Annotated in this window: 12 protein-coding genes; 2 read left to right on the top strand and 10 right to left on the bottom strand. The window is 69.6% G+C overall.

All coding sequences use genetic code 11. The features are described 5' to 3' along the window. Positions 1-38: 38 nt before the first annotated feature. Both RN02_RS27730 and RN02_RS27725 read right to left on the bottom strand, forming a co-directional pair. Complete coding sequence (locus tag RN02_RS27730; RefSeq protein WP_043318390.1) at positions 39-1,484, bottom strand: aldehyde dehydrogenase family protein; 1,446 nt, start codon at positions 1,482-1,484, stop codon at positions 39-41. 82 nt (positions 1,485-1,566) lie between these two features. After that, positions 1,567-3,051, bottom strand: coding sequence for a flavin-containing monooxygenase (locus tag RN02_RS27725; RefSeq protein ID WP_043318388.1), 1,485 nt, complete (start codon positions 3,049-3,051; stop codon positions 1,567-1,569). 169 nt (positions 3,052-3,220) lie between these two features. On the opposite strand from RN02_RS27725, the gene RN02_RS27720 reads away from it, so the two are divergent. Continuing rightward, positions 3,221-3,817: a TetR/AcrR family transcriptional regulator gene (locus RN02_RS27720; protein ID WP_009623041.1), complete on the top strand. Its 597-nt coding sequence runs from the start codon at positions 3,221-3,223 to the stop codon at positions 3,815-3,817. 36 nt (positions 3,818-3,853) lie between these two features. Here the strand turns inward: RN02_RS27720 and RN02_RS27715 are convergent, their stop codons facing one another. The 8 genes from RN02_RS27715 to RN02_RS27680 form a co-directional block, all read right to left on the bottom strand. Continuing rightward, a complete protein-coding gene (locus RN02_RS27715; RefSeq protein WP_052267898.1) occupies positions 3,854-4,684 on the bottom strand; it encodes an SDR family NAD(P)-dependent oxidoreductase in 831 nt (276 codons plus the stop codon). A gap of 914 nt (positions 4,685-5,598) precedes the next feature. Beyond that, the gene (locus tag RN02_RS27710; protein WP_043318386.1) at positions 5,599-6,558 is read right to left on the bottom strand and encodes a quinone oxidoreductase family protein; all 960 of its coding nucleotides are present in this window, start codon (positions 6,556-6,558) and stop codon (positions 5,599-5,601) included. 43 nt (positions 6,559-6,601) lie between these two features. Continuing rightward, the gene (locus RN02_RS27705) at positions 6,602-7,375 is read right to left on the bottom strand and encodes an ABC transporter ATP-binding protein (protein WP_043318384.1); all 774 of its coding nucleotides are present in this window, start codon (positions 7,373-7,375) and stop codon (positions 6,602-6,604) included. Between the two features lie 229 nt (positions 7,376-7,604). Further along, on the bottom strand, positions 7,605-8,849 hold the full coding sequence (locus RN02_RS27700) for an MFS transporter (RefSeq protein ID WP_043318381.1): 1,245 nt from the start codon (positions 8,847-8,849) through the stop codon (positions 7,605-7,607). A gap of 30 nt (positions 8,850-8,879) precedes the next feature. Next, the gene (locus RN02_RS27695; RefSeq protein WP_043318379.1) at positions 8,880-10,232 is read right to left on the bottom strand and encodes an outer membrane beta-barrel protein; all 1,353 of its coding nucleotides are present in this window, start codon (positions 10,230-10,232) and stop codon (positions 8,880-8,882) included. A gap of 64 nt (positions 10,233-10,296) precedes the next feature. After that, a complete protein-coding gene (gene mhpA / locus RN02_RS27690; protein ID WP_043318377.1) occupies positions 10,297-11,928 on the bottom strand; it encodes a bifunctional 3-(3-hydroxy-phenyl)propionate/3-hydroxycinnamic acid hydroxylase MhpA in 1,632 nt (543 codons plus the stop codon). 105 nt (positions 11,929-12,033) lie between these two features. Next, positions 12,034-12,954, bottom strand: a complete 921-nt coding sequence (locus RN02_RS27685; RefSeq protein WP_043318375.1) for a VOC family protein — start codon at positions 12,952-12,954, stop codon at positions 12,034-12,036. A gap of 75 nt (positions 12,955-13,029) precedes the next feature. Next, a complete protein-coding gene (locus RN02_RS27680; protein ID WP_043272021.1) occupies positions 13,030-13,863 on the bottom strand; it encodes a fumarylacetoacetate hydrolase family protein in 834 nt (277 codons plus the stop codon). Positions 13,864-14,035: 172 nt separating this feature from the next. Between RN02_RS27680 and RN02_RS27675 the strand changes: the two genes are divergently transcribed. Next, positions 14,036-14,740, top strand: a complete 705-nt coding sequence (locus RN02_RS27675; RefSeq protein ID WP_043272022.1) for a GntR family transcriptional regulator — start codon at positions 14,036-14,038, stop codon at positions 14,738-14,740. Positions 14,741-14,745 lie beyond the last annotated feature (5 nt).

The raw sequence follows: 14,745 nt of genomic DNA, 5'->3' as shown, positions 1-14,745 counted from the left end.
TCCCGCGCGGCCCGCCGGGCCGGCGCGACCCCCCCCCCTCAACCGCCGGTGGCAGCGGCGATCAGGGCGTCGGCCAGTTCGCCGTAGGGGGCGAACATGGCGCGTACCAGGTCGTCTTGGCCGCGCTCGACCACCGAGCGCAGGTTGGAGAATTCGAGGAAGCCTTCATGGCCGTGGTGGCGCCCGCTGCCGCTCTTGCCGATGCCGCCGAACGGCAGGCTGGGCACCGCGGCCTGCAGCGCCGCGCAGTTGATGCAGGCGCCGCCGGAAACGGTGCGGCCGAGCACCCGGTGGGCGCTGGCCGGGTGGGCCGAGAACACGTAGATGCCCAGCGGCCGCTCGTGGGCGTTGACGTAGGCGATGGCCTGGTCCAGCTCGCGGTAGGTCAGCACCGGCAGGATCGGGCCGAAGATCTCCTGCTGCATCAGCTGCATGCCGTCGTCCACGTCCAGGGCCAGGGTGAAGGGCAGGCGCCGCGCCTGCGGCTGTGCCTCGCCGCCGAACTGCACCAGGCTGGCGCCCCTGGCGCGGGCGTCGTCGAGGTAGCCAAGCAGACGCTGCAGGTGCCGCGCGTTGATGATGCCGGTGGTGTCGGCGCGGCTGGCATAGCCCGGCAGGCGGCTGTCCAGCAAGGCGCCGACCATCTGGACGAAACGCTCGCGGTCGTCCTCGTGGACCAGCACGTAGTCCACGGTCACGCACATCTGCCCGTTCTTGATGGTCTTGCAGCCGACGATCTGCTCCACCGCGGCTTCGTCCAGGCCGCCGGGGGCGATGATCGCCGGGCACTTGCCGCCCAGCTCCAGGGTCACCGGCACCAGGTTGTGCGCCGCGGCCACCGCCACCTGGCGGCCGACCTCGGTGCTGCCGGTGTACATCAGGTGGTCCCAGGGCTGTTCGGCGAAGGCCCGGGCCAGGTCGAGGCCGCCGGCCACGGCGGTGAGCTGCTCGGCGTCGAAGTGGCTGGCGAGCATCTCCAGCAGCAGCTCGCTGCAGGCCGGGGCCAGGTCGGAAGGCTTGACGATCACCCGGTTGCCGGCGGCGAGCATCTCCACCACCGGCCCCAGGCCGATGTCGAAGGGGAAGTTCCACGGCGCCATGTTGCCGATCACACCCTTGGGCTGCGGCTGCACATAGGCGTTGGCGCTGCCGTACAGGGCAGGGTCCAGGGCCCGCGCCTGGGGCTTCATCCAGCTCACCAGGTGCTCGGCGGCGTACTGCGCGCGCCCCGCCACGCCCAGGCATTCCACCAGGTCGGCGAACTGCTTCGGGTGGCTGCCGAAGTCGCTGGCGATGGCCTCCTGGATGCGCGTGCGGTTGGCCAGCAACATGTTCGCCAGGGTGCCGAGCAGCGCCAGGCGCTGGGCCAGGCTGGGCATCGGCTCGGCGAGGAAGGCGCGGCGCTGGGCGGCGAGCAGCCGCTGCAGTTCGGCGATCTGCGCCGCGTCGCCGGCGCCGGGAGTTTCACGTTCGATAAAGGCCATGGTCGTTCCTTCGCAGTCTGGTAGCGGGCCCGGCTGTGGCGCCGGCCCTGGTCATCGTCACGGGAAGCTGCAGCGGCGCGGCTCAGGTGCCGGGTTGCAGGGCCTCCCCGGCCGGCGTGGCGCGGTGGAACTTCAGGTTGCGCTGGGCCAGGCGACCGAAACGCATGTCCAGCAGGTCGCCCAGGTAGCTCTGCTTCTGCCGCCAGGGCGCGCCCGGGCCCTGCTTGGGGAACAGCGGCGCGGCGCGCAGGATGTAGCCGGACTGCAGGTCCAGCAGCGGCGCGGCGGGCATCCGCGGGTCGTCCGCCTGGGCTACGCAGTGGCTGTAGCCCTTGCGCGCCATGTAGCGCAGCAGGCGGCAGACGTAGAGGGAGGCGAGGTCCGCGCGCAGCGTCCAGGACAGGTGGGTGTAGCCGACGCAGACCGCCGCGTTGGGCAGCCCGGACATCATCAGGCCCTTGTAGCTGTAGGTGTCGCCCACCGCGACCGGGCGCCCGTCGACCTCGAAGCGGATGCCGCCGCAAGGCACCAGCTCCAGGCCGGTGGCGGCGACCAGGATGTCCGCCGCCAGCTCCTGGCCCGAAGCCAGGCGCACGCCGTGCTCGCTGAAACCCTCGATGCGGTCGGTGACGATGGAGGCGCTGCCCTTGCGCAGGGCGCGGAACAGGTCGCCGTTGGGCACCAGGCACAGGCGCTGGTCCCAGGGCTGGTAGCTGGGCGCGAAGTGCGGGTCGAGCGGGAAGTCCGCGCCCAGGTAGCGACGCATGCCGCCGCGGATCAGGCGCTTGGCCAGTTCCGGACGGTGCCGGCAGAGGCGGTAGAGGAACATGCTCAGCAGCACGTTCTTGGCGCGCACCAGCTTGTGCGCCAGTTTCTCCGGCAGCACCTTGCGCAGGCCGTCGGCCAGGGCATCGGTGTCCGGCAGCGACAGTACGTAGGACGGCGAGCGCTGCAGCATGGTGACGTGAACCGCCTCGCCGGCCAGGCTCGGCACCAGGGTCACGGCGGTGGCGCCGCTGCCCACCACGACGATGCGCTTGCCCTGGTAGTCGAGGTCCTGCGGCCATTGCTGGGGGTGCACCAGACGCCCCTTGAAGCGCTCGATGCCGGGGAACGCCGGCAGGTGGCCGGCGTCGTAGCGGTAGTAGCCGCTGCACAGGTAGAGGAAGTTGCAGGTGAAGCCGCGCAGCTGGCCGCCCACCTCGACCTGCAGCTGCCACAGCGCATGCTGCGACGACCAGGCCGCCGAGACGATGCGGTGGCCGAAGCGGATGTGCCGGTCGATGCCGAACTCCCGCGCGGTGTCGCGGATGTATTCGAGGATGCTGGCGCCGTCGGCGATGGCCTTGCCGGCCTTCCAGGGGCGGAAGGCATAGCCCAGGGTGAACATGTCCGAGTCCGAGCGCACGCCGGGGTAGCGGAACAGGTCCCAGGTGCCGCCGATGGATTCGCGCGCCTCCAGGATCGCCAGGCTGCGCTCCGGGCAACGCGTCTTCAGGTGGTAGCCGGCGCCTATGCCGGACAGCCCGGCGCCCACCACCAGTACATCGAAATGCTCGACCGACATCTGGATCTCCACGCTGTTGTCGTACCCCCGGCGCCGCCGGGGGATGCTTTTTTATGCGGTGAAGCGTCGCTAAGATGCAAAAACTCAGGCGCCTGCTTTAAGGTAGGCACCTTAAAACCGAATCTAAGGTGAACACCTTACAATGTCAACCGCCGAACAGGTGAAGCCCATGAAGCGCCAGAACACCCGGGAGCGCATCCTGGTCACGTGCCGCAAGCTGTTCAACACCAGCGGCGTGGCCGCCGTGACCACCGCGGCCATCGCCGAGGCGGTGGGCATCAACGAGGGCAACCTGTACTACTACTTCAAGAAGAAGGCCGACATCGTCAGCGAGCTGTTCGAGCAGTTCGCCGCCGAGCAGCTGCGCGTGGCCTCGCAGCAGGACGACCTGCACCTGTGGTTCCAGCTGATGTGGGAATGGCGCTTCTTCTACCGCGACAGCATGACCCTGTTCGCCCTCGACCCCAGCCTGCGCCCGCGCCTGCAGACGCTCTCCGACGAGGTCCAGGCCCACGGCCGCGCCAAGCTGCTGGCGATGATCGGCAGCGGGCGCATGAACCTGCGCGAGGAACAGGTGGAGGCGCTGCTGGAGAACGCCTGGATCGTCTCCACCTACTGGATCGAATACCTGCACTCGCGGCACGGCATCGTGCGCGTCACCCGCAAGCACCTGAACTGGGGCTACAACCAGATGGCGGCGCTGTTCGAGCCCTACCTGGTGCGCTCGCGCGACGTCCGCGCGGCCGCCGGCGAGCAGGCCGAGTGACGCGCGGGGCCGCTCGCCGGCCCCGCGCCCGGCGTCTCAGTCCGCCGCCTCGACCTTGTCCATGCGCGCCCGCATGATCCGCTGCATCAGCCGCGGCGACAGGCGCTGCAGCAGCCAGCCGACGCCCACCTCGCTGCGCGGGGTGACGCAGAACAGCCGCCCCTTGCTGATGTCCGTGAGCACGTCCGCCGCCACCCGGTCGGGCGACACGCCGCGCCGCGCGTAGTACTCGACGGCCCGCGACTGCCGCTGCTCGGCGCCGGCCCCGCGCATGCGGGTGTTGCGGATGATGGCGGTGTCGATGGTGCCCGGGCAGAGGATGGTGACGTCGACGTTGCGCCCGGCCAGTTCCGCCGCCAGCGACTGCGACAGCCCGACCACCGCGTGCTTGGAGGCGCAGTAGGGCGCGGTGCGCGGCATCGGGATCAGCCCGGCGCCGGAGGCGGTGTTGACGATGTGCCCGCGCCCGGGCTGCGCCAGCATGCGCGGCAGAAAGGCGTGGATGCCGTGCACCACGCCCATCAGGTTGACCTCGAAGACCCAGCGCCAGTCGGCCAGCTCGGTGTCCTCCACCCGCCCGGCATGGCCGACGCCGGCATTGTTGAACAGCAGGTCCACCCTGCCCTCGCGGGCATACACGCGCTCGGCGAAGGCCGCCAGCGCCGCGGCGTCGGTGACGTCCAGCGCCTCGCCGGCGGCATTGGGCAACCCCTCGGCGACGCGCTGCGCCGCCGCGCCATCGACGTCGGTGCAGTACACCCGGGCGCCCAGCGCGCCCAGATGCTGGGCAATGGCCCGGCCGATACCCGAGCCGGCGCCGGTGACCACGGCGATCTTGTTGTTGTAATAGCTGGCCAGTTTCGACAACGCGGCATCCTCCTCAGGATCGTTCGCCATACGGCGCCGCTGCGCACCCGGGCCATGCGCAAAGGCACGGCGGACGGCGCAGCGGGCCCCACGCCTAAGGTGATTACCTTAAAAAGTGCAAGAGGTCAAACCCGTCGCAGCTCGCAGCGGTTGTCGTGAAGGAGTGCCGCTTGGCGTAGACGTGCCTGGCGCCGGGCCGGCGAACGACGCCCGGCACCTGCGCATCGCGGACGGAGTCCGCAGCAGGGCTGGTTCGCGAGCAAGCTCGCTCCTACGAGAAGACATGCTCGCCTGCGACGTAGGAGCAACTGTCTTGCGCCGAGGCGTTCTTCGTAGGATGGGTTGAGCTTGCGAAACCCATGCGGTCGTGGTGATGGGTATCGCTTCGCTCAACGCCATCCTACGGGGCGACTCCTGCCACGTAGGAGACGCTGTCCGCGATAGCCGGACGTCCCGGCGCGGTTCGCGGATAAGATCCGCTCCTACCCTGCCCCACCTACGCCATTCCAATCCGTAGGGCGCATAACGCCTACGGCGTTATCCGCCGTTTGACCTTGGTTACCGGCCCGCTCGGTGTCGAGCTTGGCGCTGGTCACGCATTCCCCCGGATCGACCGAGGCAGGGTCGATGAGAAAGGTGAGGCGGCGGATAACCGCGAACGGTTATTCGCCCTACGCTACTGGAAGCCCGAATCGCGGGCGGAGTCCGCCCCTACGGTTCCAGGAAGCACGGGCGTAGCGGACCTTGTCCGCGATAGCCGGTCGTCCCGGCGCGATTCGCGGATGAGATCCGCTCCTACACTGCCCACCCTCGCCATTCCAATGTAGGAGCGCGCCCTGCGCGCTAAATCGCGGGCAGGGCCCGCTCCTACAGGTTACCGGGAGGCAGGGTATTCTTCCCCCGCGGCTACCCGATCACAGGGTGAAGACGATGCGCTCGGCGGCGCTGCGCTGCCAGGCCGACTCGACCTCGCTCAGCGGCACCGCCTCGGCGTCCACCTTCAGCCCAGCCGGCTCGATGGCCCGCAGCAACTGGCCGATCACCTGCACCAGGCCTTCGTTGGAGACGCTGCCCAGGCCGCTGCCGAGCAGTTCCAGGCCGGAGCTGCGCAGCGCGCCGGCGTTCAGCGGCAGGCTCGCCCCGGCGAGCGAGCCGATGTTGACGAAGCGCAGGCGCGGCGAGGCCTCGCCGCTGCCGTGGCTGGCCGCGGCGTCGAGGATGCAGGCCGCCGGCGGGCCCCACAGGTAGTCCAGCACCACGTCGATGCCGCGGCCCTGGATTTCCTCGCGCAGCTCGGCGGTCAGCTGCTCGGCCGGCTGGTCCAGGCGGATGAACTGGTCCGCGCCCAGGGCGCGCAGCTCCGCCTCCACCGCCGGGTTGCGCGCGGTGGCGATCACCCGCGAGGCGCCCAGGTGCCTGGCCACCTGGATGGCCAGGCGCCCGGAGGTGCCGGCGGCGCCGTTGACCAGCACGCTTTCGCCGGGCTTGAAGTGCGCGCGTTCCTGCAAGGCCGCCCAGGACGACATGCCGGGGTTGGCGATGGCCGCGGCGGTGATGTCGTCGATGCCGTCGGGCACCGCCACGCAGTAGCGCGCGTCCACCGCCACGGTCTCGGCCATGGCGCCGTGGGGCGCGCGGGGGAAGGCGAAGTACACCCGGGTGCCGTCCTCCAGCAGGCCCACGCCGTCGACGCCGGGCACCGCCGGCAGGCTCTTGGGGCTGCTGTAGTGCTTGCCGCTGGCCTGGGCGCGCACCAGTTGGCTGAGCGCGGCGGCGCGCACGCGCACCAGCACCTCGCCGGCGGCGGCTTGCGGCGCCTCGAACTCGCCGTAGCGCGGCGCTTGGTCGAAGGCATGGACGATGGCGGCTTTCATTGGCTTTCTACTCCGAAGGTTCAGGGGAATCGGGATGCCGGCTTCAGGCGTGCCAGCAGCGGTACCAGCCGTCCTGCTCGTCGATGCGCAGCTCGGTCTGGTAGAGGTCGGACAGCCGGGCGCTGGTCAGCACCTCGGCCTTGGGCCCGTCGGCGACGATGCGGCCCTTGTCCAGCAGCACCACGCGCTCGATCTCGGGGATGACCTCGTCGATGTGGTGGGTGGTGATGATCATGGCGTGCGCCTCGCCGCAGAAGCGCCGCAGCAGCTTGAGCATGCCCAGGCTGGCGCCCATGTCCAGGCCGTTGGCCGGCTCGTCGAGGATCAGCGCGCGCGGCCGGTGGACCAGCGCGCGGGCCAGCAGCAGGCGGCGCTTCTGCCCGGTGGACAGGCGCTGGAACATGGTCCGCTCGTGGCCGGCCATCTCCACCACCGCCAGCAGCGCGCGGGCCTGCTCCAGTTGCTCGTCGCTGGGCTGCAGGTGGCCGTGGGCGCCGATCGAGCCGAAGAAGCCGGAGACCACTACGTCCAGGGCCTGGGTGTAGGGCGTGTAGTCGTCCTGCAGGTCCTGGGAGATGAAGCCGATGCGGCTGCGCAGGTCCCAGAGGTTGACGGTGTCGCTGCCGAACAGCCGCAGGTGGCTGCCCTCGCGCTCCACCGGGTACAGCTCGCGGCTGATCAGCTTGAGCAGGGTGCTCTTGCCGGCGCCGTTGGGGCCGAGGATGGCGACCTTCTCGCCATCGCCGATGTGCAGGGAAAAGCCGTCGAGCACGCGGGTCTGCTGCTGGAAGGCGGTGACGTTGTGGATGTCGATCATGAAGGGTTCGTCGTCGCGGGCGTGGGAATGCCGATACTACATCAGGTGGCACCGGGCGGCGCCGGCTCGTGACCGGCGCCGCCCAGGCCCTGCGCGAGGGAAGGAACATCGGCCGGCGCGGATGGCGCCGGCGATGGCATGCGCATCCCGCGCATGACGCGGACGAAGCCGGGACGGTGGGCCCGGCTCCGCCCTGCCGACATCCTGTCGGCGGTAACGGCCAGCGGCTTCAGGCCACGTCTCCGGCCTGCCCGACCGGCGCCTTGCGCCGCAGCGGCGCGGTCTCGCGCAGCAAGCTGGCGGCGGCAAGGCCGAGCGCCACGCCGCCCAGGGCCAGGTAGAGGGTGTACTGGATGCCGTGGTGCTGGGCGATGTAGCCGGCCAGGGCCGGCGCCACGCCGCCGCCGAACACTTCGCCGATGCCCACCACCAGCCCGGTGGCGGTGGACACCAGGGGCAGCGGCACCGATTCGCCGGTGAGCGGGCCGACGGTCATGCAGATCATGCTGAAGTTGAAGAAGGTGGTGAGGAACAGCAGCGCGAACAGCGTCAGCGGCTCGGCCCCGGTGTGCATCAGCAGCCAGATGCAGGCGCCGGTGGCGACGAAGCTGCCCAGCACCACCGGCTTGCGCCCCAGGCGGTCGGACAGCCCCGGCAGCAGCAATTGGCCGATGAAGCCGCCCAGGCCGATGGCGGACATGACGAAGCCCATCTGCTGCACGCCCAGGTGCAGGTAGTCGGTGAGGTAGTTGGGCATCATCACGCTGAGCACGAACAGGCTGGTGAGCATGCAGAACATGCCGAGGATGTTCAGCGGCACGTTGCGGTAGCGCAGCGCGTCCAGCCAGCGGCCCTGCTCCTGGGGCGCCTCGGCGGCCGCCGGCGCGCGGGTCTCGCGCAGGCGGCGGTACATGAACCAGGCGAGCAGGAAGCCGGGCAGCGACACCACCACGAACACCCAGCGCCAGGACGGCAGCACCAGCAGCAGCTGGGTGGCGAGGATCGGCGCCAGGCCCAGGCCGAGGATCGGGAAGAAGGCCTGCTGGATGCCGATGTTCAGCCCGCGCCGCGACGGGTGCGAGGACTCCGCGGTGGCGGCGATGGCGGTGGGCGTGAAGGCGCCCTCGGAGACGCCCATCACCGCGCGGATCAGCAGCAGCGCGGCGACGCCGTTGGCCAGCCCGGACAGCCCGGCCAGCAGGGAGAACAGCAGCACCGCGGGGATCAGCACCTTGCGCCGGCCGATACGGTCGGACAGCCGGCCCATGAAGATCGAGGAAATCCCCCAGGCGATGGCGAGGACCGCCGAGATGTTGCCCAGGTCCTGATAGTCCAGGTGCAGCTCGCTCATCATCACCGGGAACAGCGGCAGGATGATGAAGCGGTCCAGGCCGACCAGGCCGAAGCCCAGGGCGAGCATGGCCACGGCCGTGTATTCGTAGCGCGCATTCCATTTGTTGTCGTTGTTGTGCATGGCATGGGTACTCGGGACGTTGGCGGGCGGTCAGAAGTAGAACAGCGCTTCGACCATGGTGGAGAGTTGCGAGCGGTCGCGGCCGTTGCCGTAGGGGCGGTCGTGGTCGCGGGGGTCGAACCAGTCGTAGCGGACTTCCGGGCGCAGCGAGAGGTTGCCGGTCACGTCCCAGCGCAGGCCGGTGGTGAGGGCGTTGTAGTCGCCGCGGGCGGTGCTGGTGGGGAACAGGATGAAGCCGTCCGGGTCGCTGAAATGCTCGCCGCGCAGGGAGAAGGACAGGTCCGGGCGGTACTGGTAGGTGACTACCGCATTGGCGCCCCACCAGCGGGCGCCGTCGAAGCCGGGGCCGTTCACCACGTCCACGGTGGAGGCCTTGCCGTCGCCGGCCTGGTGGCCGTAGACCAGCTCGGCGCCCATGGACCAGCGCTCGTCGAACCTGTGCCAGCCGTTGAGCGAGTGCTGCTGCTTGAGCTGGCCGCTGTCGGCGACCAGCCGCGCGGTCGGCGCCTGCACGTCGGAGAAGCTGTCGTTCTGCTCGTCGCCGACGATGAACTCGTAGTCGAGCCAGGTGTTCATGTCCGGCGCGCGCCAGCGCAGGGCGCCCATCAGCGACTTGCCGTCGTTGTTGTCGCGCAGGTTGTTCCAGCCCTGCACCACGCCCAGCTCCAGGCCGAGGATGCCGCTGTCGTCGTTGAGCAGGCGGGTGCCGACCAGCACCCCGGAGACGGTGCCCGGCTCGCTGACGAAGGCGTAGGTCTTGCTGGCGAAGGGGTTGCGCGCCTGGCGGATGTTCGGCGGGATCTCGTAGCCCATTGCCGGGCCGAACACCCCGGCCATGAAGTTGAAGCCCGGGCCGTAGGGCACGTAGGCGGTGGCGGCGATGTTGGGGATGGCGAGGAAGCGGTCCTTGTCCTTCTGCGCCTTGGCGGCGTCGTCCTCGTTCATGTTCCAGTGCATGTCCCAGCCGAAGGTCCGGGCGAACTGGGCGTTGCGCCCGTAGTTGGCCTCGAAGGTGAAACCGAAGGCGAAGTCCTCCGGCTTGGGCCCCGGCAACGGGGTGATGCGCGGCACGAAGGTGCCCTTGAGCGCCTTGTCGACGAACAGGTGCAGGCTGCCCCACTCCAGGCCCTCGTCGGACATGCCGGTGAGCGGCAGGTTGCTCAGGCCGTCCTCGCGTTCGTCGTGGGTGGAGCGGTTGTTGCGCGCGTAGGCGATGTCCAGCAGGCCGGAAACCGTGATGCCGTAGTCGCGCTCCAGGCTGTCGCCGAAGAGGCCCTTGAACAGGCTGCCCTCCCCCGGCGCCGGCGCTTCGGCGGCATGGCATTCGACGATCGCCAGGGCGGCCAGGACCGCACCAAGCGTTTTCACCTTGATGTTGAGCATGCTTCTGTCTCTTGTTGTTGTTTTCAGAGGGGGGCCGCGGGGAGTGCCCCGCGGCAGAAGGGACTTAGACCTGGGCGGCGAGCGGCCGGCGCTCCTCGCGCAGTGCGCCGCCCTGGCCCTGCTGCAGCGCCAGGTCGCGGCGCAGCGCGTCGAGCAGTTGCGGCAGTTCGCTGGCGTGGCCGATGCCGCCGTAGATGTAGAAGTCCGGGCGCACCAGCACCGCCTGCAGCCCGGCGGCGCGGAGGAACTGGTGGTACTTGCCGGACAGGTCGCGGCAGGTGCCTGGCGCGCCGTCCTCGCTCAGGCGCACGGCCTTCACTTCCAGCTGTTCGAGCAGCGCCTTGTGCGCCTCGTCCAGCCCGGCCAGCGGGTCGTCGCCGATGCTCACCAGGTGGAAGCCGCGGCCGAAGGCGTCGTCGTAGCGCTGGCGGCGCTCGTCGCACTCGATCTCGCCGTGTACGCCCAGGCAGCCGGCCGGGCCCAGGGCGCGGCCGTTGCGTTCGTCCTTGTGCACCACGCCGTCGACCAGGCCGGGGAACGGCGGCAGCGGCGGCACCTGGCCGGACAGGAAGGCGGCATCGCGCTCGGCGGCCTTCTGCGGGTCGGCCACGCAGACCACCTTGCCCATTTCCACCGAGGCGTCGATCACCGCGCGGATCTGCGGCTTGCGCTCCAGGGTGTAGCTGTCCAGCAGCTGCTCCGAGCAGATGCCGCGGAAGATCAGGTCCAGGCGCCAGGACAGGTTCCAGGCATCGCGGATGCCCGAGCACATGCCCTGGCCCATGAACGGCGGCATCAGGTGCGCGGCGTCGCCGGCCAGCAGCACGCGGCCGTGGCGCCAGGTCTGGGCGATGCGCGAGCGGAACTGGTAGACGGCGTGGCGCACCAGGCTGGCGGTGTCCGGGGTGACCCAGGGCGCCAGCAGTTCCCAGACCTTCTCGGTGCTCTGCAGGTCCTCGATGCTCTCGTGGGGCAGGCGCATGAATTCCCAGCGGCGGTAGCCGGGGCCGCCGGGGACCATGGTGGTCGGCCGCGCCGGGTTGCACCACTGGCCGATGTCCGGCACGTCCAGCTCGACGCCGGGCTTGGGCTGCAGGTCGACCACCAGCCAGTCTTCCTGGAAGCCCAGGTCCTGCCAGTCGATGCCGCACTCGCGGCGCACCGCGCTGTTGGCGCCGTCGGCGCCGATCACGTAGCGGGCGCGCACGCTGCGCTGCTCGGTGGCCTGCGCCGCGTCGCCGCGCTGGGTGCGTTGCATGCGCAGTTCGCAGCCCTGCGCGTCCTGGCTCAGCCCCAGCACTTCCCAGCCCTGGTGGACCTCGACGTTGGCGATGGCCTTGGCCCGACGGTCGAGGATGGCCTCCAGGCCCGGCTGGTTGAACAGGTAGCCGAAGGGGCCGTCGCTGATCGACTCGGCCGACCAGTCGATTTCCACCAGCACCTTCCAGTCGGCGTTGAACCACTGGTAGCAGGCCGAGGGCTGGGAAATCTCCTGCAGCTCCTCTTCCAGGCCCATCATGAGGAATACGCGGCGGATCTCGTGGTCGTGGAACACCGCGCGCGGCAGCGGGTAGAGGGACTGCCAGCGCTCGTACACGGCGACGCTGTAGCCCATCTTGCCGAGGAGGATGGCGAGGGTCTGGCCGACCGGGCCGTAGCCGACGATGGCTACGTCATGGATCTTGTTTTCGTTCATCTGTGCTGACCTGAAACCGGGTGGGTTTTGGGCAAGCCGCTCCCCGCCTCCCTGCGCGGCAGGAAAGTGTTCGGGACGAGGGCGCGGCCTGCGTCGCTGGGGGCGCTAGCTTTTGGCCGGCGCGCTGTCCGTCTCGGTGTTGAGGACGAAGTACTCGGGGACGCTGGGGCCCCAGAGGTACAGCGAGTTCTCGGGCGGGAAGTCGCCGGCCGGCCACTGGCTGCCGGCGTCGATGAAGTCCATGTCCGCCGAGTACTCGCAGAACGAGCCCCAGGGGTCGCGGACGTAGTGGAAGTAGTTGGAGCCCAGGCAGTGCCGCCCGGTGCCCCAGCCCTCGCGGTAGCCGGCGTTGGCCATCTGCTCGGCGCCGTTGCCGACCTCGTCGACGCCGTCGACCTCCCAGGCGGCATGGTGGAAGCCCTTGGCGCCGCTCTTGCAGAAGGCCACCAGGTGGTGGTCGCAGCCGTGCGGGGCGTGGGTGAAGGCGATGATGTCCTGGGAATGGTCGGACAGCCGCAGGCCCAGGGCCCGCTCGTAGAAGGTGACGGCCTGGGGCACGTCGGGGCTGAACAGCAGCACGTGGGACAGCCGCCGCGGGCGCACCCGGGCCACTTCGTCGCGGGTGCCGACGCCGCGCACGGCGGGCCGCACCGGCGCCGCGGCGTGCTTGCTGTCGGGCATGTGCTTGGCGCCGACCCTGACCTGCAGCAGGTTGCCGTCGGGGTCGCGGAACCAGAAGCCCTCGCCGTCGCCGGCCTCGAAGCGCGCGCCGGCGACCTCGGCCTGCTGGCGCAGGGCGTCGTAGTCCTCGGCGAAGCAGTTGAAGCTCAGGTAGGCCAGGCTCTTGCGCGGGCCCTGCAGCATCCGCGCCCAGCGGTGGCCGTCGGCGGCGCGCAGTTCCAGGGCATCCGCGGTTTCGCCGACTTCCAGGCCGAAGCTGGCGAAGAAGGTCCGCGCCTCGGCCAGCGAGGGCACGAACAGCGCGTAATGATCGATCGAATGCACACTGCGGGGAGTGACAGTCATGATCGCCTCCGTTTGTTGTTCTTGTCGTCGAAGCCTCGGAGCGGGAGGCTTCGATCTGGCCGGGAATGCCCGGGGTCAGGCTTCGTCCACCACCGGGTTGACCAGGGTGCCGATGCCTTCGATGGACACTTCCACCACGTCGCCGGCCTTCAGGTAGACCTTCGGGTCCATGCCGAAGCCGACGCCGGCCGGGGTGCCGCTGACGATCACGTCGCCCGCTTCGAGGGTCACCGCCTCGCTGAGGGTGGAGATGATGGTGGCCACGTCGAACAGCATGTCCTCGGTGTTGGCCGATTGCACCACCTTGCCGTTGACGCGGGTCTGCAGCAGCAGGCCCTTGCCGCCGGCCGGCAGTTCGTCGGCGGTCACAAGGTCCGGGCCGAAGGCGCCGGTGTCGTCGAAGTTCTTGCCCACGGTCCACTGCGGCGACTTGAACTGGTACTCGCGCACCGAGCCCTCGTTGAACAGCGCGTAGCCGGCCACGTGCTGCAGCGCCTGCTCCTTGGCAATGTGCCGGCCGCCGCTCTTGAGCACCACGGCCATCTCGCCCTCGTAGTCCAGGGTGTCGGAGATGCGCGGGCGCACCAGCGGCTGGTTGTGGGCGATCAGGCTGCTGTTGAAGCGCGGGAACAGCGTCGGGTAGTCCGGCTGGGCGTAGGGCGATTCCTTGGTGTGGTCGGCGTAGTTCAGGCCGACGCAGACGATCTTGCCGGGCTTCTTCATCAGCGGCAGGTAGTCCTGCTCGCCGATCTGCACCAGCGGCCCCTGCGCCTCGGCGCCGTAGGTGGCCAGGTCCACGCCGCGCTCCAGCAGCGACTCCAGGGTTTCCTCGCCGAGGACCCGGACGCCTTCGGCAGTACGCACGCCCAGTACCGGGCGGCCTTGGTGAGTGAAGCGAACGTAGCGCATGGAGCTGACCTCTTGTTGTGGTTCGTGACGACCGCCAGGCAGTGCGGTATGGGCCCTAAGCTAATCCGAGGAAAATATGCCGTCAACGATAAAATATATTTTTTCAGAATTATCGATAAAAGGCCGCCATGTGTATCATCTGCCTCATCCGTCATCACCCGTGGTAAAGCCCATGAACCGAGCCGAACGCTGGGCGCAGCAGCCCGAAGTCTCGGAAAAGCGCACCATGGCCTCGCAACTGGAGGCCAGAGTCCGCGAAGACATCATCAACGGCCGCCTGGCGCCGGGCAGCCGCCTGCGCCTGAAGGAGCTGGCCGAGCACTACGACGCCGGCGTCATCCCCCTGCGCGAGGCGCTGTCGCGCCTGGCCGCCAGTGGTTTCGTCAGCGCCGAGGACCAGAAGGGTTTCAGCGTCGGGCGCATCTCCGCGGAGGAAATCCGCGACATCACCCACACCCGCCTGCTCATCGAATGCCAGGCCCTGGCCGAGTCCATCCGCAACGGCGACCTGGAGTGGGAAAGCCGGCTGATCGCCGCCCACCACCGCCTGGACCGCCTGCCCATCGTCGAAGGCCCGGAACGGCTGATGAAGCCGGAATGGGAGAACGCCCACGAGGCCTTCCACGAGGCGCTGATCGCCAACTGCCGCTCGCCCTGGCTGCGGCGCCTGTCGCACATGCTGCGCGACCAGACCGCGCGCTACCGCATGCTCTCGGTGCACTACAACGACAGCGCCAGCCGCGACGTCCCCGGCGAACACCGCGAACTGCTCGACGCCGCCCTGGCGCGCGACGTGGACAAGGCCTGCGCGCTGCTGGCGCAGCACTACGAGACCACCACCCGCAGCGTGCTGGCCCATGAGGCGTTGAAGGGCTAACCGGC

The sequence above is a fragment of the Pseudomonas sp. PI1 genome (assembly GCF_000812405.1).
Lineage (GTDB): Bacteria > Pseudomonadota > Gammaproteobacteria > Pseudomonadales > Pseudomonadaceae > Pseudomonas > Pseudomonas citronellolis.
The sequence above is the reverse complement of the archived record's forward strand: the minus strand, read 5'-3'. Positions and strand labels throughout refer to the sequence as shown.

Bases quoted from the DNA above. Each gene is read 5' to 3' on its own strand.
- RN02_RS27720 (WP_009623041.1), top strand. From the start codon at position 3,221: ATGAAGCGCCAGAACACCCGGGAGCGCATCCTGGTCACGTGCCGCAAG.
- RN02_RS27710 (WP_043318386.1), bottom strand. From the start codon at position 6,558: ATGAAAGCCGCCATCGTCCATGCCTTCGACCAAGCGCCGCGCTACGGC.
- RN02_RS27700 (WP_043318381.1), bottom strand. From the start codon at position 8,849: ATGCACAACAACGACAACAAATGGAATGCGCGCTACGAATACACGGCC.
- RN02_RS27705 (WP_043318384.1), bottom strand. From the start codon at position 7,375: ATGATCGACATCCACAACGTCACCGCCTTCCAGCAGCAGACCCGCGTG.
- RN02_RS27730 (WP_043318390.1), bottom strand. From the start codon at position 1,484: ATGGCCTTTATCGAACGTGAAACTCCCGGCGCCGGCGACGCGGCGCAG.
- RN02_RS27680 (WP_043272021.1), bottom strand. From the start codon at position 13,863: ATGCGCTACGTTCGCTTCACTCACCAAGGCCGCCCGGTACTGGGCGTG.
- RN02_RS27685 (WP_043318375.1), bottom strand. From the start codon at position 12,954: ATGACTGTCACTCCCCGCAGTGTGCATTCGATCGATCATTACGCGCTG.
- RN02_RS27675 (WP_043272022.1), top strand. From the start codon at position 14,036: ATGAACCGAGCCGAACGCTGGGCGCAGCAGCCCGAAGTCTCGGAAAAG.
- RN02_RS27695 (WP_043318379.1), bottom strand. From the start codon at position 10,232: ATGCTCAACATCAAGGTGAAAACGCTTGGTGCGGTCCTGGCCGCCCTG.
- RN02_RS27725 (WP_043318388.1), bottom strand. From the start codon at position 3,051: ATGTCGGTCGAGCATTTCGATGTACTGGTGGTGGGCGCCGGGCTGTCC.
- mhpA (WP_043318377.1), bottom strand. From the start codon at position 11,928: ATGAACGAAAACAAGATCCATGACGTAGCCATCGTCGGCTACGGCCCG.